Source organism: Ruegeria sp. AB5 (assembly GCF_056542645.1).
The window spans coordinates 1-21,532 of the sequence record NZ_JBQGAE010000006.1 but is presented as its reverse complement, the minus strand read 5'-3'; the positions used below and the strand labels follow the sequence as shown (position 1 = coordinate 21,532).

General features: G+C 58.0%; 17 protein-coding genes and 1 pseudogene. 8 read left to right on the top strand and 10 right to left on the bottom strand.

All coding sequences use genetic code 11. From position 1 onward, the window contains the following. Nucleotides 1-22 precede the first annotated feature (22 nt). Nucleotides 23-796 carry a FadR/GntR family transcriptional regulator gene (locus ACR0L4_RS12180; protein ID WP_480513266.1) on the bottom strand — a complete coding sequence of 258 codons (774 nt, stop codon included), beginning with the start codon at nucleotides 794-796 and terminating at the stop codon, nucleotides 23-25. A gap of 334 nt (nucleotides 797-1,130) precedes the next feature. Here ACR0L4_RS12180 and ACR0L4_RS12175 point away from each other — a divergent pair, with 334 nt between their 5' ends. The 4 genes from ACR0L4_RS12175 to dld all read left to right on the top strand — a co-directional run bounded on the left by ACR0L4_RS12175 (nucleotide 1,131) and on the right by dld (nucleotide 7,253). Further along, complete coding sequence (locus tag ACR0L4_RS12175; RefSeq protein ID WP_480513264.1) at nucleotides 1,131-2,180, top strand: TRAP transporter substrate-binding protein; 1,050 nt, start codon at nucleotides 1,131-1,133, stop codon at nucleotides 2,178-2,180. A gap of 108 nt (nucleotides 2,181-2,288) precedes the next feature. Beyond that, nucleotides 2,289-4,358 carry a TRAP transporter large permease subunit gene (locus ACR0L4_RS12170; protein ID WP_480513262.1) on the top strand — a complete coding sequence of 690 codons (2,070 nt, stop codon included), beginning with the start codon at nucleotides 2,289-2,291 and terminating at the stop codon, nucleotides 4,356-4,358. Nucleotides 4,359-4,370: 12 nt separating this feature from the next. Then, on the top strand, nucleotides 4,371-5,522 hold the full coding sequence (locus ACR0L4_RS12165) for an alpha-hydroxy acid oxidase (RefSeq protein ID WP_480513260.1): 1,152 nt from the start codon (nucleotides 4,371-4,373) through the stop codon (nucleotides 5,520-5,522). 18 nt (nucleotides 5,523-5,540) lie between these two features. Then, nucleotides 5,541-7,253 carry a D-lactate dehydrogenase gene (dld, locus tag ACR0L4_RS12160; RefSeq protein ID WP_480513258.1) on the top strand — a complete coding sequence of 571 codons (1,713 nt, stop codon included), beginning with the start codon at nucleotides 5,541-5,543 and terminating at the stop codon, nucleotides 7,251-7,253. 71 nt (nucleotides 7,254-7,324) lie between these two features. Here the strand turns inward: dld and ACR0L4_RS12155 are convergent, their stop codons facing one another. Next, entirely contained in the window at nucleotides 7,325-9,043 is a 1,719-nt protein-coding gene (locus ACR0L4_RS12155; RefSeq protein ID WP_480513256.1) for a SulP family inorganic anion transporter, read from the bottom strand. 245 nt (nucleotides 9,044-9,288) lie between these two features. After that, nucleotides 9,289-9,963 (bottom strand): phosphoglycolate phosphatase, encoded by a 675-nt coding sequence (gph, locus tag ACR0L4_RS12150; RefSeq protein WP_480513255.1) that lies wholly within the window; start codon nucleotides 9,961-9,963, stop codon nucleotides 9,289-9,291. A gap of 219 nt (nucleotides 9,964-10,182) precedes the next feature. On the opposite strand from gph, the gene hemP reads away from it, so the two are divergent. Together hemP and ACR0L4_RS12140 are read left to right on the top strand one after the other, a co-directional pair. Continuing rightward, complete coding sequence (gene hemP / locus ACR0L4_RS12145; RefSeq protein ID WP_170749537.1) at nucleotides 10,183-10,350, top strand: hemin uptake protein HemP; 168 nt, start codon at nucleotides 10,183-10,185, stop codon at nucleotides 10,348-10,350. Next, the gene (locus ACR0L4_RS12140) at nucleotides 10,347-10,823 is read left to right on the top strand and encodes a hypothetical protein (RefSeq protein WP_170749536.1); all 477 of its coding nucleotides are present in this window, start codon (nucleotides 10,347-10,349) and stop codon (nucleotides 10,821-10,823) included. Before hemP ends, ACR0L4_RS12140 begins: the two co-directional genes overlap by 4 nt. A gap of 42 nt (nucleotides 10,824-10,865) precedes the next feature. Here ACR0L4_RS12140 and ACR0L4_RS12135 read toward each other — a convergent pair whose 3' ends face one another. From ACR0L4_RS12135 to ACR0L4_RS12105, 7 genes and pseudogenes are all read right to left on the bottom strand, one after another. Continuing rightward, nucleotides 10,866-13,931: an aminotransferase class III-fold pyridoxal phosphate-dependent enzyme gene (locus tag ACR0L4_RS12135; protein WP_480513252.1), complete on the bottom strand. Its 3,066-nt coding sequence runs from the start codon at nucleotides 13,929-13,931 to the stop codon at nucleotides 10,866-10,868. Between the two features lie 107 nt (nucleotides 13,932-14,038). Then, a pseudogene (locus ACR0L4_RS12130) lies at nucleotides 14,039-15,013 on the bottom strand (NAD(P)-dependent oxidoreductase); the annotation flags it as partial. Next, nucleotides 15,014-15,403: a Cu(I)-responsive transcriptional regulator gene (gene cueR / locus ACR0L4_RS12125; RefSeq protein WP_170749533.1), complete on the bottom strand. Its 390-nt coding sequence runs from the start codon at nucleotides 15,401-15,403 to the stop codon at nucleotides 15,014-15,016. Next, nucleotides 15,400-17,880, bottom strand: coding sequence for a heavy metal translocating P-type ATPase (locus ACR0L4_RS12120; RefSeq protein ID WP_480513249.1), 2,481 nt, complete (start codon nucleotides 17,878-17,880; stop codon nucleotides 15,400-15,402). The genes cueR and ACR0L4_RS12120 overlap by 4 nt, the downstream gene beginning before the upstream one ends. 85 nt (nucleotides 17,881-17,965) lie before the next feature. Then, a complete protein-coding gene (locus tag ACR0L4_RS12115; RefSeq protein WP_480513248.1) occupies nucleotides 17,966-18,127 on the bottom strand; it encodes a hypothetical protein in 162 nt (53 codons plus the stop codon). A 48-nt stretch (nucleotides 18,128-18,175) separates the two neighbouring features. Then, entirely contained in the window at nucleotides 18,176-18,796 is a 621-nt protein-coding gene (locus ACR0L4_RS12110; RefSeq protein WP_480513246.1) for a pyridoxamine 5'-phosphate oxidase family protein, read from the bottom strand. Nucleotides 18,797-18,807: 11 nt separating this feature from the next. After that, a complete protein-coding gene (locus ACR0L4_RS12105) occupies nucleotides 18,808-19,272 on the bottom strand; it encodes a nuclear transport factor 2 family protein (protein WP_480513244.1) in 465 nt (154 codons plus the stop codon). Between the two features lie 301 nt (nucleotides 19,273-19,573). Between ACR0L4_RS12105 and ACR0L4_RS12100 the strand changes: the two genes are divergently transcribed. Together ACR0L4_RS12100 and ACR0L4_RS12095 are read left to right on the top strand one after the other, a co-directional pair. After that, nucleotides 19,574-20,137: a TetR/AcrR family transcriptional regulator gene (locus ACR0L4_RS12100; RefSeq protein ID WP_480513243.1), complete on the top strand. Its 564-nt coding sequence runs from the start codon at nucleotides 19,574-19,576 to the stop codon at nucleotides 20,135-20,137. Between the two features lie 142 nt (nucleotides 20,138-20,279). Continuing rightward, nucleotides 20,280-21,437, top strand: a complete 1,158-nt coding sequence (locus tag ACR0L4_RS12095) for an acyl-CoA dehydrogenase family protein (RefSeq protein WP_480513241.1) — start codon at nucleotides 20,280-20,282, stop codon at nucleotides 21,435-21,437. Nucleotides 21,438-21,532: the final 95 nt, after the last annotated feature.

The window sequence follows — 21,532 nt, the reverse complement described above, 5'->3', positions numbered from 1 at the left end:
GCCGCGCGTTTGTACCCTATGGTCAGCGCGACAGTATGCGCCGTTTTTCAGCCATGGCTTCGCGGCGCTGTTGCTCGATGCCCAGTTTGAACGATTCCTCGACGAAGTCGATATGGTCAAAGGCGGCCTTTTCGGCACGATCTTCATCGCCGTCAATGACAGCTTGACCCAGTTCAAGGTGCTGTTCCAGCAGCTTTTTCCCCGACCCATCGATCGATTTCAGAAAGCTGCGGTTGTAGAAGACACCTTGCTTGGTCAATTCGTAGATTGACGCCATCATGTGGATCAAAGTTGCGTTTTGGCTGGCATCTACGATGGCCGAATGCAGTGCGAAATCCGCTTCTCGCGAGGCTTTGGCATCGTTTTCTTCCCAGGCGCGTTCATTCTCGGCCAGAATCTCGGAAATCCGCTCTTTGTCTGCCTTTGTGGCCCGGCGGGCGGCCAGACGGGCGGCAAAACCCTCCTGTTCACGACGGTATTCGAGATAGTCGAAGAAGGCGGGTTCGTGCCGTTCATACAGCGCCAGCAATGCGGGCAGCATGGCTTGCCCGGTCAAGGCAGCCACAAACGTGCCTTCGCCATGCTGGGTGGTCACCAGACCCCGTTCTTCAAGGACGGCCAGCGCCTCACGCAGTTTCGGACGCGACACACGCAGCATTTCGGCCAGATCCCGTTCAGACGGCAGTTTGCGCCCCTGTTTCAGGATGCCCGAGGCGATCAGGTCTTCGATTTGCGAGACCACCGCATCCGCCAGCGATTCGTGTCCAACGGGTTCGAAGATCGCCTTGGTGTTCATGGGAATCGCCTTGTCCAAGATGTGAAGATCAAATCTGCTGGTAAATAAATATAACCACAAATACGGAAAATTCAAGAAAACACGGCTTCTCTGTCTGTGAGGCGTAAAATTCAGAAGTAAAAAGGTTTTTTGCTTAAACCGGTGTCCTTTTGTGAATATCGCGTCACCTGTCTCGTCTGTTGCTTTTCAGGATAATCTACACCGAGCGGTATACAGTGGTAAACAAAGTTGTTGACTGGAAACTCGTGGTAAAGTTAGTTTACCACCGGAGCGGCGCTGGAAGAGCCTGCGCCACTGATCGAGGCACATGCCCGACTACCCTGGAGGAGAATTCATGAAGAAGACCCTGACGAGCCTGGCAGTAACTGCCAGCCTGCTGGCCGCACCTGCGGTTGCCGCCGACAAACTGTTGCTGAAAACCCCGATTGCGTTCTCGACCGAGCTGCCGGGCCTTGGATCGCCGATCCCGCGTGTTGCCGAACAGTTGGATGTGATGTCGGGCGGCACGTTGAAGATGAAAGTGTACGAGCCGGGCAAACTGGTGCCGCCGTTTGAAATTCTGGATGCGGTATCTACGGGCAAGATCAACTCGGGCTACACCACCGCCGGGTATTGGGCGGGCAAGATCCCTGCTGCGCCGCTGTTCTCGGCTGTTCCGTTCGGCCCTGAAGCGGGTGAATACATGGCGTGGCTGTATTACGGCAACGGCATGAGCCTGTATCAGGAGATGTATGATCAGGCGGGCTACAACGTCCATGTCATCCCCTGCGCTGTGATCGCGCCGGAGACTTCGGGCTGGTTTGCAACCGAGATCAACTCGCCCGAAGACCTGAACGGTCTGAAGATGCGTTTCTTCGGTCTGGGCGGCAAGGTCATGCAGAAACTGGGTGTTGCAACCTCGTTGCTGCCGGGTGGCGAGATTTTCCCGGCGTTGGAAAAAGGCGCGATTGACGCAACCGAATTCTCGATGCCTGCCATCGACGCACGTTTGGGCTTTCACAAGCTGGTCAAGTTCAACTACTTCCCCGGCTGGCACCAGCAGGCGACCGTGTTCGAGTTGATGATCAACAAGGACGTTTGGAACGAAACCAGTGATCAGCACAAGGCGATCATCGAAACCGCTTGCAAGGCGTCGATGGCCGACAGCTTTGCCGAAGGTGAAGCCATCCAGCACGCAGCTCTGATCGACAATGTGGAAAACAACGGCGTCACCATCAAACAGTGGTCGCCGGAAATGCTCGACACGTTCCGCGCGACCTGGGAAGAGGTTGCCGCTGAAGAAGCTGCAAACGACGCCTTCTTTGCAAAAGTTCTGACCGACATGAATGAATTCCGTGACGGCTATCAGCTCTGGAAAACCAACGCTTTCCTCCCGCGTCAGTAACCTCCCGAACTGACGGTTTCGGGGCGGCCTTTCCTGCCGCCCCGATCTTTTACCAAATCCGGAATTTCTAACTATTCACAGCCCGCGCGCCGGGTTGCTGAGCGAGGAATGACCATGGCCAACGAACACTACACCAATGATCCGGTCGAAGCCTACGAAGGCATCCTGGAACATCCCGAAACCGACCGCCAGAAGATTGCCGTGGCCATTGACACGAGCGTCAAAGCGGTAGGTCACGTGGTCATGTGGGCAAATGTCCTGCTGATGGCGGCGATCTTCAGCCAGGTTTCGCTGCGCTACTTGTTCAGCCAGAACTATCCCAAACTTGACGAGATTCAGTGGCATTTCTACGGCATCGTGACGATGATCGGCATTTCCTATGCCTTGATCACCGACAGCCACGTGCGTGTGGACGTCCTGCATATGCAGCTGTCGCGCCGGGCGCAGCGGATCGTCGAGGTAATCGGTATCCTGACCCTGTTGACCCCGTTCATCTATCTGATGATTGATCAGGGCTACGACTATTTCTACGAAAGTTTCCGGGTCAGCGAACGCTCAGATAGCCCCACCGGCCTGCCTGCGCGCTGGGCGTTCAAGGCGGTCATCCCGATCAGCTTTGTCCTGCTGGCGTTGGCCGCGCTTGCGCGGCTGATCCACGACGGCCACGCGCTGTTGTACGGACCGGCCTCGGAACGCGAAGGCGCACCGCTGCGCCGTATTCTTCTGGTTCTGGCCGTATTCGGCGCCGTTTGTGTGGGCCTGACCTTCCTGGTCGAAACGACCGAAGAAAAGCTGGTCATCGCGATGTTCCTGACCTTCATCGCGCTGCTGTTCACCGGCTACCCGGTGGCCTGGGTTTTGGCAGGGGTTGGCGTAGCCTATTGCGGTCTGGCCTATCTGTTCGACAACGATCTGATGCTATGGACCGGGCTTGAGAGCACTTTCACCGGGCTAGACTATCTGACCCTGGGTGCCGTAGTGAACCGTGTCTATGCAACCATGTCGAACGCGGTTTTGGTCGCGCTGCCGATGTTCATCTTCATGGGGTTGATGCTGGACGAATCCGGTGTGGCTGAGCGTCTGATGTCTTCGATGCAACGGCTGTTCGGCACTGTGCGGGGCGGTCTGGCGATCACCGTGACCCTCATCGGGATCATTCTGGCGGCCTCGACCGGAATTATTGGGGCCTCCGTAGTGCTGCTGGGCGTGCTGTCTTTGCCGTCGATGATGCAGCAGAAATATCAGCCGACGCTGGCAGCGGGTGTGGTTTCGGCGTCGGGGACGCTGGGCATCCTGATTCCACCTTCGATCATGCTGGTAATCATGGCCGACCAGATGGCTCTGTCCGTCGGGGACCTGTTCATGGCCGCTGTTTTCCCGGGCGTTATCATCGGTGGTCTGTACCTGACCTATATCTTTATCCTAGCATTGGTAAAACGCGACGCAGCTCCCGTGCCCGAAGGGGCAAAAGCCCCGGACTGGGACGCCGTCAAGGACGTACTAATCGCTGTCATCCCGACGCTGATGCTGATCCTGGCCGTGTTGGGTTCGATCTTTGCGGGCCTGACCACGCCGACCGAAGCCTCGGGTATCGGTGCGCTGGGTGCGACCCTGCTGGCACTGGGCTATCGGAAATTGACCTTGGCCAAGCTTTGGAATGTGCTGGTGTCGACCTTCAATACCACCGCCTATATCTTTGCGATCTTTTTGGGCGCGACCGTCTTTTCATATGTCCTGCGTGAGCTGGGCGGGGATGAGCTGATCGAACATGTGGTGCAATCGACCGGATTTGGTGCCAATGGCACCGTCCTTTTCATCCTGTTCATCGTCTTCCTGCTGGGTTTCGTGCTGGACTGGATTGAGATCACACTGATCGTTCTGCCCTTGATGCGCCCGATCGTGAACGGTCTTGGCATCGATATCCCTGGTTTCGGTGTTCTGGATGAACCGGCATTGGTATGGTTCGTGATCCTGGTTGCGGTGACGCTGCAAACCAGCTTCCTGACCCCTCCTGTAGGCTTTGCTTTGTTCTATCTCAAAGGCGTTTGCCCGCCAGAGATTAAACTGACGCATATCTACAAGGGCATCATCCCCTTCGTGCTGTTGCAGCTGACCGGTCTGGCGCTAGTCTTCCTGTGGCCGACCCTTGCCACGTGGTTGCCGTCGGTCGCCTACTAAGGAGTTCTACCGATGCGTCTGAGCCAATGCCACAATTTCCACGATTTCCGGCGGCTGGCCAAACAGCGGCTGCCGGGACCCATCTTCAACTATATCGACGGTGGCGCGGATGATGAGGTGACGTATCGGGAGAATACCAACGCATTCGACCGCTGCGACCTGCTGCCTTCTGTCCTGCGCGGTGTGTCTGACGTGGACATGTCGGTGACGGTGATGGGTCAAAAGCTGGACATGCCGTTCTACTGCTCGCCCACCGCTCTGCAGCGACTGTTCCACCATCAGGGCGAACGGGCTGTGGCGGCAGCGGCCGAGAAATATGGCACCATGTTCGGTGTCTCATCTCTGGGCACCGTCTCGCTTGAAGAGCTACGCAAGAAGCACAAGAACCCGCAGGTCTATCAGTTCTATTTCCACAAGGATCGTGGTCTGAACTCGGCCATGATGCAACGCGCGAAAGAGGCCGGTGTCGAGGTCATGATGCTGACCGTGGACAGCATCACCGGCGGCAATCGCGAGCGTGACCTGCGCACCGGTTTCTCGATCCCATTCCGCCTGACATTGGGCGGCATGATCCAGTTTGCGATCAAGCCGATGTGGGGGATCAACTATGTCACCCACGAAAAATTCCGTCTGCCGCAATTGGAAGAGCATGTGGATATGGGCGGCGGCGCCAGCTCGATCGGCGGTTACTTCACAGACATGTTGGACCCGTCGATGAACTGGGAGGATGTGGCGCAGATGGTACGCGATTGGGACGGTCAGTTCTGTCTCAAGGGGATCATGACCGCCGAAGATGCAAAACGCGCAGCCGAGATCGGATGCACCGGCATCATCCTGTCCAACCACGGTGGCCGTCAGCTTGACGGCTCGCGCACCCCGTTTGACCAATTGGCCGAGATTGTCGATGCCGTCGGCGACAAGCTGGATGTGATGATGGACAGCGGCATCCAGCGCGGCACCCATGTGCTCAAGGCGCTGTCGCTTGGGGCCAAGGCGGTCGGCGTCGGGCGGCACTATCTTTACCCGCTGGCGGCCGCAGGGCAGGCGGGGGTCGAACGCGCGCTTGGTTTGATGCGCTCTGAGATCGAACGCGACATGAAATTGATGGGTGTCACAAGCCTCGACCAACTGAGCCGGGACAATATCCGTTTCCGCAATGCCTAACCCGAATTGGGGGCCGACATGACCAATGATGAGTTGATCAAACATTTCCGCTCTGTCGTCGGGACGCGTCACGTTCTGACCGGCGCGCGCGCGACCGAGCGGTTCCGGCGTGGGTTTCGCTCGGGCGAGGGCGAGGCGCTTTGCGTGATTCAGCCGGGTACTTTGATAGAGCAGTGGAAAGTCCTGCAAGCCTGCGTAGCCTCGGGTAAGATCATCATCATGCAGGCGGCCAATACCGGACTGACCGAAGGCTCGACCCCGTCGGGCAGCTATGACCGCGATGTGGTCCTGATCAATACCCGTCGGATGGATACTCTGGTGCCGCTGAACGACGGCGAACAGATCGTCAGTTTTCCCGGTGCGACGCTCTTTGCGTTGGAAAAACTGTTGGCCCCGCTTGGGCGAGAGCCACACTCGGTGATCGGCTCGTCCTGCATCGGGGCATCGATAGTAGGCGGGGTCTGCAACAATTCGGGCGGGTCGTTGGTTGAACGCGGCCCTGTCTATACCGAACTGTCTGTGCATGCCCGGATCTCTAAGCAGGGTGAGTTGGAACTGGTCAATAATCTGGGCATTGATCTTGGTGCCACGCCCGAGGAGGTTCTGGCGAACCTTGATGCGGGAACTTTCGACCGGAATCCGGGTGCCACGAACAAACGCGCCTCGGCCAGTGATTATTCGCAGATCGTGCGAGATGTAGACGCGGAAACGCCCGCCAGATTCAATGCCGACAAGGCCAAGCTGTTCGAATCCGCGGGGTCAGCGGGCAAGCTGGCCGTGTTTGCCGTGCGGTTGGATACGTTCCGGAAAAACGAGGCCGAAAAGGTGTTTTATATCGGAACAAACAACCCCAATGACCTGGCCGTTTTGCGCCGCCATATCCTGTCCACGTTCTCATCATTGCCCGTCTCGGCAGAATACATGCAGCGCGAGGTATTCGACATCACTGCGAAATACGGCAAGGACACTGTGGTGATGATCGACAAGCTGGGCACTGACCGGTTGCCGATGTTCTTTGCATTGAAAGGGGCGGTGGATTCCCGATTGCGCCGCATCCCGTTCCTGCGCAATTTCACGGATCGGTTCATGCAGATGGCGGTGTCGCTTTGGCCTCGGGTGCTACCTAAGCGAATGATGGAGTTCCGCGACAGGTACGAACACCACCTGATCCTGAAAATGAAGGATGAGGGTATCGCCGAGGCTGCTGAGTGGTTGCCCGAATTCCTTGAAGACCGAGACGGGGATTTCTTCGAATGTACCGCGCGCGAGGCCAAGATTGCGGGTCTGCATCGTTTCGCTGCCGCAGGGGCCGCCGTCCGCTATATGGCGCTGCACGCCAATGACGTCGAAGACATCATTGCATTGGATGTTGCGTTGCGCCGCAACGATCAGGATTGGTTGGAGACACTACCGCCCGAGATCGAAACCCAACTGGTGCATAAACTCTACTACGGGCACTTCATGTGCCACGTGATGCATCAGGACTATGTGGTCAGAAAAGGGGCGGACCCCAAGGCTCTGAAAGCCGCGATGCTGGAATTGTTTGATCAACGCGGGGCAGAGTACCCGGCCGAACACAATGTCGGGCACCTTTACAAAGCCAAACCCGATCTGGCCGCGCATTACAAATGCTGCGACCCGACCAATTCGTTCAATCCGGGCATCGGTAAGATGTCCAAGCTGCGCAACTATGCAGACGACACCCAGCGGGCACCGTCTCAGAACCCGTAGAACCGGTTGGTCGCAGACCTGATCGGCAAGAAAGTCGTCAATGCGGTTCTGAACGCGCGTGATGTGGGATTTCAGGGGGTAGAACGCGCTCGGTCATGAAAGGCTTCAAGCAATTCGGCTCCGGTTTCGAAATAGGCCTGTGTGCTGATCAGGTCCGTCAGCCCATAGCGATCAAGTTCCGTGCGGACATCGGGATCAAGCAATACAAAGACCAGATGCACGCCTTTGGTTTTGAGGTCCCGCGCCATCGCGCACAGAGTGTATCCGGCGGTGTAGTCGATCTGATCTATGGCCGAGGCATCGATGCAGAACCACTCGACCTCCTGGCTGTCTTTCAGGATCAGTGTCACTTCATCGGTGAACCGCTGGGCATTGGCGTAGTACATCCCATGCGAAAACCGGTAGATCACCAGTCCCGGGTCGAACTGGTTCGGTACGCTCAGTGCTTTCGAATGCCAGCCTCCGGTTTGGGCCCGAACAATGACCGAGTTCTTGGGGCGATACCCTCGTCGCGTATGGTCTATCAAAGACAGGACCATGGCAAAGATGATGCCCTGTTCCACGCCGACCGCAACCACAACAGCTGCCGTCGCAGCCGCAACCCAGAATTCCGATCGGGCCTGACGATAAATTCTTGTCAATCCGCGCAAGTCGATCAGTTTGAGGCCGATCATGAAAACCACTGCAGATAGGGCCGCAGTGGGCATGAAGGCCAAGGGACCGGTCAGAAACAGGATCACCACCAGAACGATCCCGACCGTTGTCAGCTGCGCGATCTGGCTTCGACCCCCGGCACTTGCGACCATCTCGGTCTTGGTCGGGCTGCCATTGACCACGAATGTGCCCGTGACGGCGGCACCCAGATTGGCGACCCCAAGGCCAACAAGATCGGTGTCTTCGCTGAACCGATCATCATATCGGGCGGCATAGGCACGCGAGGTTGCAGCGCTTTGCGCCAGAATGACCACAAAGATCGAAAGCGCGGTGGGCAGCAATTGTTTGAACAAGGCCCAGCTCCACTGAACGTCAGGCAGAGAGAGCGACGGCAGTCCGCCGGGTATGGGACCCAGCAGCGCAACAGTGCCAGAGTCCAACTGCAAGGCCCAACTGCACAGGATCACGCCAAGGATGGCGATCAGCGGGCCGGGAACCTTGGGCGAGATGAAGCGGCAGCCCACAACCACCCCAAGCACGCTCGCCGAGATCGCAAGTGTCGGCCAATTGACCTGCGCGATGGATTGCGCAGTTCCCAGCAGCTTGGCATAGGTTCCGTGTCCCTCAACAGAAAGACCCAACATACCCGGTATCTCTCCGACGGCGACCTGAATACCAACCCCCGTCAGAAAACCGATCAAAACGGTTCTCGAGAGGAAATCGGCCAGAAACCCCAATCCGATGAGGCGGGCCGCAATCAGCAGACAGCCGGCCATCAGAGCCAGCAAGGACGCCAAGGCTAGATATTCGGATGAACCCGTGACCGCCAGCCCGGCCAGGGCCGAGGCGGTGATGGCCGCAGTTGCCGAATCCGCGCCGACCACAAGATGCCGGGACGATCCGAACAGCGCAAACAAGGCCATCGGCACTAGAATCGTATAAAGACCGGTGACAACCGGCGTGCCAGCTATTTTGGTGTAGCCCATGACCTCGGGTATGGCGAGGCAGGCAAAGCTGAGACCGGCCAATATCTCGGTGGGTATGGATGCCCGGTTCAACGGCAAGATGCCCTGTAAAACGGGTATGCGTTGTCTTGCCGTGCCATCCCCCGAACCGGACATGTCCAACCCTTTCATCCCGCTTGCCCTTGCCACCATAGCCAACCGATTCAAACGCGCGCAATTGCGTTATTTGCCTGCGGTTTTTTCGGAAAACCTGCGTATCTACGGGAAACCCCCAATTTCGCCGCCCCGTTTGACACGGTAGACAAGGGACAACCACTTGGTCCCTCCTGACCAAACAACAGTTTTCCCCGATGAGGGGCTGGTCACTACCCCCTCGGCCGGCCCCTCAATAATTTTTGGGGTCCAGTTTTCCTGACCTACTTCAGCTGATCCGACGCTTGCAGCATTCGTTGCACAAGCGCAGGCAACTCGGCTGCTCTGTCATATACGGCGGTGTGGGGGATCTCTGTCACAGGTGTTTTGCGATAGCCTTGCGAGAACAGCAGGAACGGGATGTCAGCGCGCACCGCCGTTTCCGCGTCGACCTCGCTGTCGCCGACAAACAGGCGAGGCCCTTGCGATTGCAGCGCCTCAAAGCTGGCAAACAGATGCTGTGGGTCTGGCTTGCGGGTGTTCAGGCTGTCACCGCCCAAAACAGCGTCGAAGAACTCTGACAGGTTCAGGGCCTTCAGCACATGGCGGGCAGGGGCCTCGGGTTTGTTGGTACACACACCCAGAGCAAAACCCTGGCTTTGAAGGTCGGCCAATGCCTGGGGGATGCCGGGGTAGGGGACAGTCGTTTCGCTGGCGCCAGCCGTATAGTGCGCGAGAGTTCGTTGTGTCAGTTCGCCATGGCGATCCATTGGCAATTGGCAATGCAGCATCATGCGCTCGACCAGTTTAGGCAGCCCGTTTCCAACGAATCGCCCAATCTCCTCCCGGGTCAGGGGGGGCAATCCGACATCATCCAGGGTTCGATTGGCCGCGTTTGCGATGTCGCCTAAGCTGTCGACAAGCGTTCCGTCCAGATCAAATACAATCGCTGCGTGCATGGAACCATTGCCTTTTTTACCTCTGTGCACAGACCTAGCGTGCACCGCGCGGGCCTGCAATCGCGCTTTTTTCCGAACAGTCCAAAGCACTGCTTGACAATCCTTACAAAAATAATCAGGTTAAAGGCAGAGCACGACAGCCAACCCAGATTGGGTCAGCCAGGTCTTTGAAAACGCAAACAGTTAGGGCCGTTGCCTGAGAAACCCTGGAGTTGTCAAATGAATGCGCAGACCCCCACCGCCACTCAATCCTTTGCCGTATCCATGCTTCCTGCACACAAGGCCGAAGACCTGACCAAGGGCGGAAATCTGGCTCATATCGAACTGGGTGATCAGCTGTACACGCTGCGGATCACCCGCGCTGGCAAGCTGATCCTGACAAAATGAGCGGGCCTTCGTCTCGGGGCGGCGCAGCCGTTGGCCGCCTGACGGATCTTGATCCGGTCGAGGCGGGCGCGGTGCTTTACCTGCGTCTTTGGAGCGATGGCCCCAACGGTCGGGCGGATGCGGCCAGCGATTTTGACATAGCGTTGGGCCAGGATCATGGGCGCGCCGCGATGCTGACGCTGGATCGCCTGTGTTCACTGTGTACCAGTCACGGCCGCCGTCCGCTGATACGTCACGGTTTGGGATGCACCTGTCTGGGGGCGGATGAAAACTGTTTCGCCCAGATGATCGCGGCGGCCGCAGAAGGTGCACGCGAAGATGCGATGATGATGGCCTCGCTGATCGTGCGCCCGGATTTTGCGCCTGCTCTGGCCTCATTGTCCGAAGAGCTGGGGCTGGCCTTGCGCCGCATGACCTCCGCCATGCCTTTGCCAACAACCGGGCACCTGACCCCCTCGTCCGTCTTCCATTGATCGGCAATACAAAAACCCCGGCGCATTGGCCGGGATTTTTTGTCAGCAGCACCCACATCCCGCGTGGTGATGGTCGTGGTCGCAGACCGGGGTGGGGGCGTAGTTGCCCACCTCGGACAACACGTCGCGCAAGGCCCATAGGATCATGTCGATATCGTCGGCTTCGATGGTCAGAGGCGGACGGATTTTGAGGATGTTGTCCTTCGGCCCTTCGCTGCCGATCAGAATACGGTGATCGCGCATGCGATTCTTGACGTATTTGCAGATCTCGGTGGCTTCTGACCCGTCCGGATTGACAAGTTCGACCCCGACAAACAAACCCATACCTCGTACGTCGCCAACGCAGCCAAAATCAGCTTCGATCTGACGCAGGCCCGCCATCAACCGCGCACCCATCTTTTGAGCGTTGTCCTGCAAACCCTCGTCGTCCACGATGTCCAGAACCTCTTTGCCGATCCGGCAGGACAGGGTCGATCCGCCGAAGGTCGAGAAGAACTCGATCCCGTTGTCAAAGCTCCTCGCGATTTCCCTTGTCGTCACCACAACGCCCAAAGGGTGGCCGTTGCCAATCGGTTTGCCCATCACAACGATATCAGGCTGCGCCCCCTGATGCTCAAATCCGAAATAGTGATCGCCCAGCCGACCCAACCCGGTCTGCACCTCATCTGCGATGCACACCCCACCTGCGGCGCGGATTTTCTTGTAAACCGCAGGCAGGTAGCCTTTGGGCGGAATGATTTGCCCGCCCACCGAGGGGAAGGTTTCGGCAATGAAACCGGCAACACCCTGACCTTTGTTCTGCAACGTCGCAATTGCCGGATCGACGAGATCGGCATATTTCTGAGCACGGTCGGGATCATCCCGTTTGAACGAGCCGCGATAGTCATCGGCAACCTCAACCAGTTCCACCCAATCGGCCTGACCAACGCCGCCCGGTCTGTTGAACTTGTAAGCGGAAATCGCCACCGCCGCATTGGTGTTTCCGTGATAACCGTGATCCGGCGTCACGATGCCTTTGAACCCGGTATGCGCGCGCGCCAGCCGTAGGGCCAGTTCGTTCGCTTCGGTGCCAGAGTTGACGAAGAAGCAGACCTCGAAACCATCGGGCAACTTAGACAACACCTTCTCGGCGAACGCAGTCTGCGCAGGATGCAGATACCGCGTGTTCGAGTTCATGCGTTTCAGTTGATCTGCCGCCACGGCCTGAATCCGCGGATGCGCGTGCCCCACATGGGGAACGTTGTTGTAAGCGTCCAGATAGGGGCGCCCCCATTCGTCGAACAGGTGGTGTTTCCAGCCGCGCATCAGCATGACCGGATCATCGTAAGTCAGCGACAGGTTGCCACCAAAATGATCAAGACGGCCTTGCAAAATCGCCTGCTTGTCGATTGGTTGATAGCATACCTTGTCATCCGACAGGTTCAGCAATGCCGCCGGGTTGGGGCAAACCGCGTTCCACAGGAACATCTCATCCGGGTCGCCCACACCGGGCCAATCTGCCTCCATGCCCTCGGTTGTCAGTGCCAGCTGGAAATGCACATGCGGCGACCACCCGCCGTTCCGGCTGGCGTCCCCCAGCTGGGCAAACGCCGCGCCCTGAGCCACTGGATCGCCCGGTTTCAATCGGTCGTACACTTCAGGGTCAAGATGACCGTAGAGCGTATAGAACGGATCACCTTCGGGCGTTTCATGATGCAGGATCACCACGCCGCCATAATCCAGATGGGCGTCCCGGTTCGCGACCGCTTCGACCCGGCCGCTCAATGGCGCATGTAAAATCGTTCCCGCTGGTGCAAAAACGTCAACGGCCAGATGAACGGTGCGCCGGTCCGATGCTTTCCATGGCCCTTTGCGAAAACCGGGTTCAGTATAAATCAGACGAGGCTCGTTGTAATAGCCCAGCCAGATTCGATCCCCGAATTCCTCACCTACGCGTGCAGCTTCGTTCGGCGTCATATGGAACGGATTCTGAGGCCAAACCGAGTTTTCGACCGACAGTGAACCCATGGGCGCCTCGTCTAAGTCCCGATCGAAGATCGGCGCAAACTGTCCGCAGTGACTGGCCAGATAGGCGTGGATACGGTCAGCCCCATCCGTGACAGGCACCCCACATGCGGCTCGCAACCGCGCAGGCATCAGGCCACCATTGACCGATCCGTCTTCCAGAAACCGCCAGGCCGGGGCCTGACTGATCGTGACATAAGGGTCGTCGGGGTTTTCGGCGGCCATCAGTGTCGAGTTCACGACGGATACCGCCAGACGCATGCGCAACAAAGGCCAGATCAGATCGATTTCATCCGGGCGCAGTGGGTTGGCCGCATGGTAGCCCCGGACCAAAGCCGCCAAAGCGCGTTCGGGTTTGGGATGATCCAGAACAACATACGCGCCCGCGATGGCCAGATCACAGATGCGCGGCCCCGCGCACATGTCACCCAGATCAATCAGGCCCGACACGGATTGCCTTTGACCGGGCTCTCCTTCGACCAATACGTTGTAGTCGTTGACGTCGTTGTGGATGGCCTGTTTTGGAAGATTGGCAAGCTGATCTAATACTGCGTCAAATTCGGCAACGATTTCTCGCAAAATACCGCGCCGGGCAGGATCAGAGACCACGTCCAGTTGATCACCAACCCAACCGGCCTGCATCAGGTCCCATTTGAAATCTGTACGGTAAAGGCCGTGATGCTGAAATGAGTCGAGCGCCCGATCCGTCGCGCCCAGAACGCGGCCCAGTTTCAGGATCAGCGCCTCGCTTTTCGGCGCGGCGTGGGCGTAGCATTCTCCTGGTAGCCGTTCGAGCAGCCATGCAATTCGGGGCTGGCCCAAAGAATCCTCGATTTCCGGTAAAACAGTCCCATTCAGATCCGGAAAGACTTTTGGAAAAGGCAGACCCGGCGCTTGTGCGGCGATGTGTTCCAACGCTCTGACCTGAAGATCAACCAGCCCCTTGTCACATCCCGGGCGCATCACTTTCAATACATAGTCCTGCCCGTTGGTGGCCCGGGCCAGGAAATTCAAGTCGTATTCCCCGTCCAGACGATCCAGTCTGGCATCCAGCCCCCATTGCGCGCGCAGGGCACCCGCCCAGAATGAATTCAAGTCGCTCATTCGCTTCCCTGTCCTTGTACCACCGGGATCTACTTCATCTGGCCGAAAATATCCTCAGGGGTGAATTGGCCTAAGGGCCAAGAGGGGGCAGACAGCCCCCTTTTCCATCAGCCCAGCGCACGCAACCGCTTGATCAGCGACGATGTATCCCATCTGCTGCCACCCAGCTTCTGAACATCTTTGTAGAACTGATCGACCAGTGCGGTCACAGGCAGCGAGGCTCCGTTTTCATTTGCCTCATCCAGACAGATGCCAAGGTCTTTGCGCATCCAGTCCACCGCGAACCCATGGTCGAATTGATCATCCAGCATCGTTTCGTGGCGATTTGCCATTTGCCAACTGCCGGCGGCGCCCTGGCTGATGACCTCGACGACGGCCCGCCCGTCCAGCCCGGCTTTCTCGGCAAAATGCAAGGCTTCGCTGAGGCCCTGAACCAATCCGGCAATGGCAATCTGATTGCTCATCTTCGTCAATTGTCCAGCACCGCTGTCGCCAATCAGGCGGCAGATTTTGGAATAGACCTTCATCACCGGCTCTGCGGTCGCATAAGCGGTCTGATCCCCACCGCACATGATCGACAGCACGCCATTTTCAGCGCCGGCTTGACCACCGGAAATAGGTGCGTCGACAAAGGCGATCCCATGGTCAGACGCGGCCTGGCAAAGTTCACGAGTTACCTTTGCGGATACGGTTGTGTGGTCCACAAAGATCGCGCCGCTGGACATGCTGCCAAACGCGCCGTCCGCTCCGGTACAAACCCCGCGCAAGTCATCATCATTGCCGACACAGGCAAAAACGAATTCGGCACCCTGTACAGCCTCGGCCGGTGTCTGGCCCATTGCGCCACCATGCGCGGCCACCCAGGCCTCGGCTTTCGAGGTGGTGCGGTTGTATACTGTGACCTCATGGCCTGCAGCCTGAAGATGTCCGGCCATGGGATAGCCCATGACGCCCAGGCCAAGGAATGCGACTTTTGCCATATAGTGATCCTCTCCGCTGTCCGGTACGGGCCGCGTCCCACGCGGCGTGCCAGAATGTCTAGCAGAGACAAAGCAAAGCCGGGCGAAAAGGGCAACCCCGCGTTAGGGTTTGCCACCCAAATCTTGCAGGATCGGGCAGTCCGGTCTGTCATCGCCTGCGCACGCGTCGACAAGGTGACTCAGTGTATCTCGCATGGCCTTGAGGTCCGCGATTTTTGCCTCGATCTGCGCCAGATGGTCCTGCGCCACCTGCTTTACATCTGCGCTGGCACGGGTTTCGTCCTCGTATAGTTGCAGCAAGGTGCGGCAGTCATCAATCGTGAAGCCCAAAGCACGGGCGCGACCCAGAAAGGTCAGCTTGTGGATATCCTGCTCGCGAAATCGGCGATACCCGTTTTCATCGCGCTGCGGTTTGATCAGGTCGATGTCTTCGTAGTAGCGGATCGTTTTGGCTGGAAGACCGGTCCGGGTAGCGGCATCGCCGATATTCATGCGTGTATCTCCTTGCCAAGTCCGTCACCAATAGTTGCTGCGCTGGAGCGCGCCCGCCGCAGCCGCAATGCGTTTGTGACCACGAAAACGCTCGACAAAGCCATTGCGCCCGCCGCAAGCGCAGGCGACAGCAACGGGCCGCCGAGCGGGTACAGAACACCTGCGGCCACCGGGATCAGAAGTGTATTGTAGCCAAAGGCCCAGCCGAGGTTTTGACGGATATTGCGTATTGTTCGGCGGCTGATGTCGACCGCATTGACAACACCGCGCAGATCTCCGGACATCAAAACCACATCCGCGGCTTCGATTGCCACATCCGTACCGGTCCCGATGGCCACGCCGATATCAGCAGCGGCCAGTGCGGGCGCATCGTTGATACCGTCTCCGACAAAGGCAAGGGTCCCGAATTCATCCCGCAAGCTCTGAAGTGCTTGTTGTTTGTCTCCGGGCAACAGGTCGGCAGACACATGCTCAATGCCCAGACTTCCGGCCAGTGCCTGTGCGGTTTGGGCGTTGTCCCCGGTTAGCATTGCAAGGGTCACACCCATGTCTTGCAATCGCGCCAGAGCCTCGACAGTGCCGGGTTTCACAGCGTCTGAAACGGCCAGGCTTGCCGCCGCCACGCCGTCGATGGCCAGAAACAGAGGCGTGGCCCCCTGCGCGGCCCGGGCGTCTGCCTCGGGTTTTAGATCGGCTATGTCGATGCTGTGTTGCTGCATCAGCTTGTATGATCCGATCAGCAGCGCCCGTCCTTCGGCACGGCCTTTCAGGCCAAGTCCGGTCAGGGACTGAACCTCTGACACCTCTGGCAAATCGGATGGCCCCGCGCGCGCAATCGCCGTGGCAATCGGATGTTCAGAGCGCGCTTCCAGAGCTGCGGCCAGCCGCAAGACCTCGGCCCGCTCAAACCCGTTCGTCATGGCCACGTGGTCCAACTCAGGGCGGCCGAGGGTCAAGGTTCCGGTTTTGTCGAATGCGATGACCTTGGCCTGTTGCAGCTGTTGCAGCGCATCGCCTTTGCGGAAGAGAACACCCAGCTCAGCAGCGCGCCCTGTGCCCACCATGATTGATGTCGGCGTCGCCAGACCCATGGCACATGGACAGGCGATGATCAGGACCGAAACCCCCGCGACCAGAGCCATCGGCAGGGCAGGTGGCGGTCCGAGGATCAGCCACGTGCCAATGGTCAAAGCGGCAATTGCCATCACCGCCGGAACAAAACGATAGGTTAGCCGATCCACGAGACTTTGAATGGGCAATTTGCTCCCTTGGGCCTGTTCGACCATCTGTATGACTTGCGCCAGAACCGTATCCGCGCCGACCCGCGTCGCCTGTACGCGCAGCGCGCCAGTGCCGTTCACTGTGCCACCGACCACAGCGTCACTGACGGATTTCCCAACTGGAACGGGCTCTCCGGTGATCATGCTTTCGTCGACATAGGAAGTTCCGTCAAGAACGTCGCCGTCCACAGGAACCCGTTCACCCGGACGGATTTGCAAAACATCACCCACGCGGATCTCGGAGATAGGGCGGTCCAGAGTTTTCCCGTCGTGTTCAACACGCGCTGTCTTGGGCTGCAATCCGATCAGCGCGCGAATGGCCGAACCGGTTTTGCCTTTGGCCCGCGCTTCCATCACGCGGCCCAGAAGGATCAGAACAACGATCACCGCTGCGGCTTCGTAGTAGACGTTCGCCGTTCCCTGCGGCAGCAGGCCCGGCGCGAAGGTGGCAATGATCGAAAAAAGATACGCCGCGCCCGTGCCCAATGCGACCAGCGCGTTCATATCCGGTGCACCCCGCAGTAGCGCGGGAATGCCCTTGGCATAGAAAACGCGCCCGGGACCGATCAGCAGTGCAGTTGTCAGCGCAAACTGGATCAGGTGGCTGGTTTGATGACCGAGAGTCGCGTGAACCCACTGGTGGAAGGCAGGGATCATGTGTCCGCCCATTTCCAGAATAAAAACGGGTAGCGCCAGCACAGCCGCAACAAATGTAGACTGGGTCAGTTGGCGTGCCTCGTTGGTCTTTTCCTCAGAAGACATGGAATTGCCGCTTGACGCCTTGGGTTCGGTGGGAAACCCAAGCTGCGTTAGGATGCCGGCCAGTGTCTGCGCATCGGTTGCGCCCTCGGCATAGGTGACTGTCGCGCTTTCGTTTGCAAGGTTGACCGTTGCCGTCAAAACTCCGGCGCTTGATTGCAATCCGTGTTCGATCTTGGCAACGCAGGACGCACAGGTCATGCCTGAAATTTGCAGAACAGCCTGTTGGCTCGCAATCGGATAGCCCGCTGTCTGCAAAGCGTCGCCCAAAACTGCCACCGGTCCGTCAAAATCGACATTTGCCGTTTCGGTGGCAAAGTTTACCGAGGCGTCCTGCACACCGGGAACCGCCTGCAAGGCGGCCTCGGCGCGGGCGACGCACGAGGCGCAATTCAGGCCCGTAATCTTCAGTTGTGTACTGTGCGCCATGCGACTCATCCTGACAGGTCGTTTACCGTCCAAATGGGGCTTCCAGTGACGGGAAGGTCAAGGGGTCGGCAGGGATTCCTGTAAGTTTTCTTTGCTATCGCTGCAAAAGGCGTTCGAGCAGCAAAGAGGCGTTGAGGCTGTCCGGCGTTGTTCTGACGGCGCTGGGCGAAACGAAAAACCCAAACAGGATCACAAGAAACACGGTCAAGGAACCGATGGCCAGAGCTGAAACAATTCTTAGGGCTGGGCGTATCATGGGGGCTTCTGATGCCTGTTTCATATGTGACGAACCCGTTTGTTGATGTCAGGTTGCAGCTGCCAGTTGCTGCTTGAGCCGTTCGTTTTCGTGTTGCAGCTGGGCCAACTGTTGACCCAGCGTGTTGAGATGCGGGCGCAACTCGTCTTCGGTAAAGCGCGGGGTGATGTGTTGCGGGCAATTCCAGTCCAGACCTTCGACCTGAATGATCACGGCGCGCTCTGACGTAGCTTCGGTGCCTTCGGGATATAGGCTGGCGGCAGCACTTGCCCCTTCGGTGAACGTGACCCGACCCAATATCTTCAAACGCCGCTGATTGGCGTAGTCCATCAGGATCATCGCGACTCGGTCATTTCCATCCAGATTCCCGCGCGAGGTGTATTGTCTGTTTCCTGAAAAATCGGCGTATCCGATGCTGTGGGGCCCAAGGACCTTGAGGAAACCGGCTGGTCCACCGCGATACTGGACATAAGGCCAGCCGGTTTCGGACACGGTGGCCTGGTAAAAACCATCGCGGGCTTCGATAAACGCCTTTTCGGCGTCCCCGATCACATGGCCTTGCTGCGGGCCTGCATCCAGAAACTTGGCATAAGTTCTGGCCGATCCCATCCGCGTTTGATGAGCACGAACGGCTGGGGTGAAAGTCAGTTGTGAAAACGCGCGAGGCATGGAATGTCCTTTCAAAGACCCAGTTCGGACAAACCGGGGTGATCATCGGGGCGTTCCCCCAAAGGCCAATGGAACAGACGGGTGTCTTCGTCTATGGGCAAATCGTTCAGCGAGGCATGGCGTTGTGACATGCGCCCATCCTCGGCAAACTCCCAGTTTTCGTTGCCATACGATCGGAACCACTGACCGCTGTCGTCCCGCCATTCATAGGCGTAGCGTACGGCAATGCGATGTCCGGCAAAGGCCCAAATCTCCTTGATCAGGCGATAGTCCAGTTCCTTCCACCACTTGCGGGTCAGAAAGGCATGGATGTCGGAATGCCCGGACAGGAATTCGGCCCGGTTCCGCCATTGACTGTCTTCGGTATAGGCGGCGGTCACGCGGTCAGGGTCGCGGCTGTTCCAGGCGTTTTCGGCCATCCGCACTTTTTGAGCGGCGGTTTCGCAATTGAAAGGGGGCAAGGGAGGACAAGGCATGGTGCAGCAACTTTCAGTTCAGTGTGGCCGCAAGAAGGGCCAGGGTCAGCAGGAATGGAATGTACTGAGGTGGAACAATGCTGGCGCGACGTCTCATCGGAGAATCCTTAGGTGTACAGATCGGTAAACTCTTAACCAAAAGGTGTACCGATCTGTTAACTTTTGCAAGTGGAAATCCGAGAAAATTTGGTGTGAGATTGTGAGGTTTGAAAAAGGATATAATAACAATGGCTTGGTTGGCGCCATTGTACATCACGCTTCAGGTCAATATGTACAGAACGGTACACCATGGAGCCGAATCATGCGCCCAAACAAACGGGATGAACTGGTCAGCAAGGCCTTGAAGGTCTTTTATCGCGACGGGTTTCACGCGACCGGTATGGACAAGCTGGTGATGGAAACGGGTGTCTCAAAGACGTCGATGTACAAGCACTTCCGCACCAAGGAAGACCTGATCGTAGCGGCGCTGCGACTGCGAGACGAGAACTTTCGCGCCTGGTTCTATCAGCGCATTGGCGAACTGGCGGATACACCGGCCGAGCAACTCGTCGCCAGCTTCGATGCGCTGAAGGAATGGTTTGAGGAAGACGGCTTTCGCGGCTGCATGTTCATCAAGGCCGGGGCTGAATATCAGGAGGCAGATCACCCGATCCATGTGCAGGCGGCAGAGCACAAGCAGCTGTTGCTAGTGCATTTCACGTCCGTGGCCGAACGGGCCGGCGTACATGACGCTGAAAAACTCGCCCGTCAGATCGTATTGTTGCAAGAAGGGGCCATCGTATCCGCCGTTCTTCTAAAAAACTGCGACCCAGCTGAACATGCCAAAGATGCGGCCCGGCATCTGCTGGCGACGGCACTTACGTAAGCCGTTTCAAACAAACAGGTTCTTAGGTCAGCTTGGGCCGAAGAACGTTGCGTAGTTCAACGGTGGGACGCGGCGTCACGAGGATTGGCGTGAAGCAAACGGACCGTTAGCCTTTCAGGAAAGACTGATTGGAGAGCGTAGGATGTCACTTTTCACTTCGACCGCGGCATGGGTCACCGACGAACACCGCATGTTTGCGGATATGGCGGGCCGGTTTCTGGATGATGAACTGGCACCCAACGTTGATGCATGGATCGACAATGGCGTTGTGGATCGTGAGTTCTGGCGCAAAGCTGGCGAGACCGGGCTGATGGCCGGAGCGATCCCCGAGGAATATGGCGGTGTCGGCGGCGGCATGGGCTTTGACTCGGTCACTCTCTACGAACAGACGGCGCGTGGGGATGCAGGATGGGGGTATGGCATTCAGTCCATCGTGACGCACTACATCACCGCCTACGGCAGTGAGGACCAAAAACAAAGGTGGCTGCCCAAACTGGCATCGGGCGAAATGGTCGGGGCCCTGGCGATGACCGAACCGGGCACCGGCTCGGACGTGCAGGCTGTGAAGACATCGGCGGAGAAGGACGGCAATTCCTACCGCCTCAACGGGTCGAAGATATTTATCACCAATGGACAGAGCGCGGACCTGATCATTGTCGCCGCCAAAACGGACAAGTCGTTGGGTGCCAAGGGGGTATCGCTGATTGCGGTTGAAACAGATGGGGCAGAGGGATTCCGTCGGGGTCGCAATCTCAAGAAACTGGGCATGAAGGGCAACGATACGGCCGAGCTGTTCTTTGAAGATGTCAAAGTGCCGATGACCAACCTGTTGGGCCCGGAAGAGGGGCAGGGCTTTTATCAGTTGATGAGACAGCTCCCGTGGGAGCGGTTGACCATCGGGATAATGGCGCTGGGCGCGATTGATTTTGCCATCGGTGAGACGGTCAAATACGTGCAGGATCGCAAGGCTTTTGGCCAGCGCGTGATGGATTTCCAGAACACGCGGTTCAAGTTGGCGGAATGCAAGACCAAGGCGGAGGTCCTGCGCAGTTTTGTCAACGATTGCATTGGCAAACTTGAGGCGGGCGAGCTTGATGCGGCGACTGCATCGATGGTCAAATACTGGGGGTCGGAGGTGCAGAATGAAATCATGCACGAATGCCTGCAGCTGTTCGGTGGCTACGGCTTTATGATGGAATACCCGATCGCGCGTCTTTACGCCGATGCCCGTGTGCAAATGATTTATGGCGGCACCAACGAAGTGATGAAGGAACTGATCGCTCGGTCGATTGATGTGTAAGGCGGGGGGTCTCCCGCCCGTCGTCGAAGTTCCTGACGGAACATCTCCTCCCGTTGGGCCAGGCAAGCGCGGACAGAGCCCGCGCTTGCCTGGCC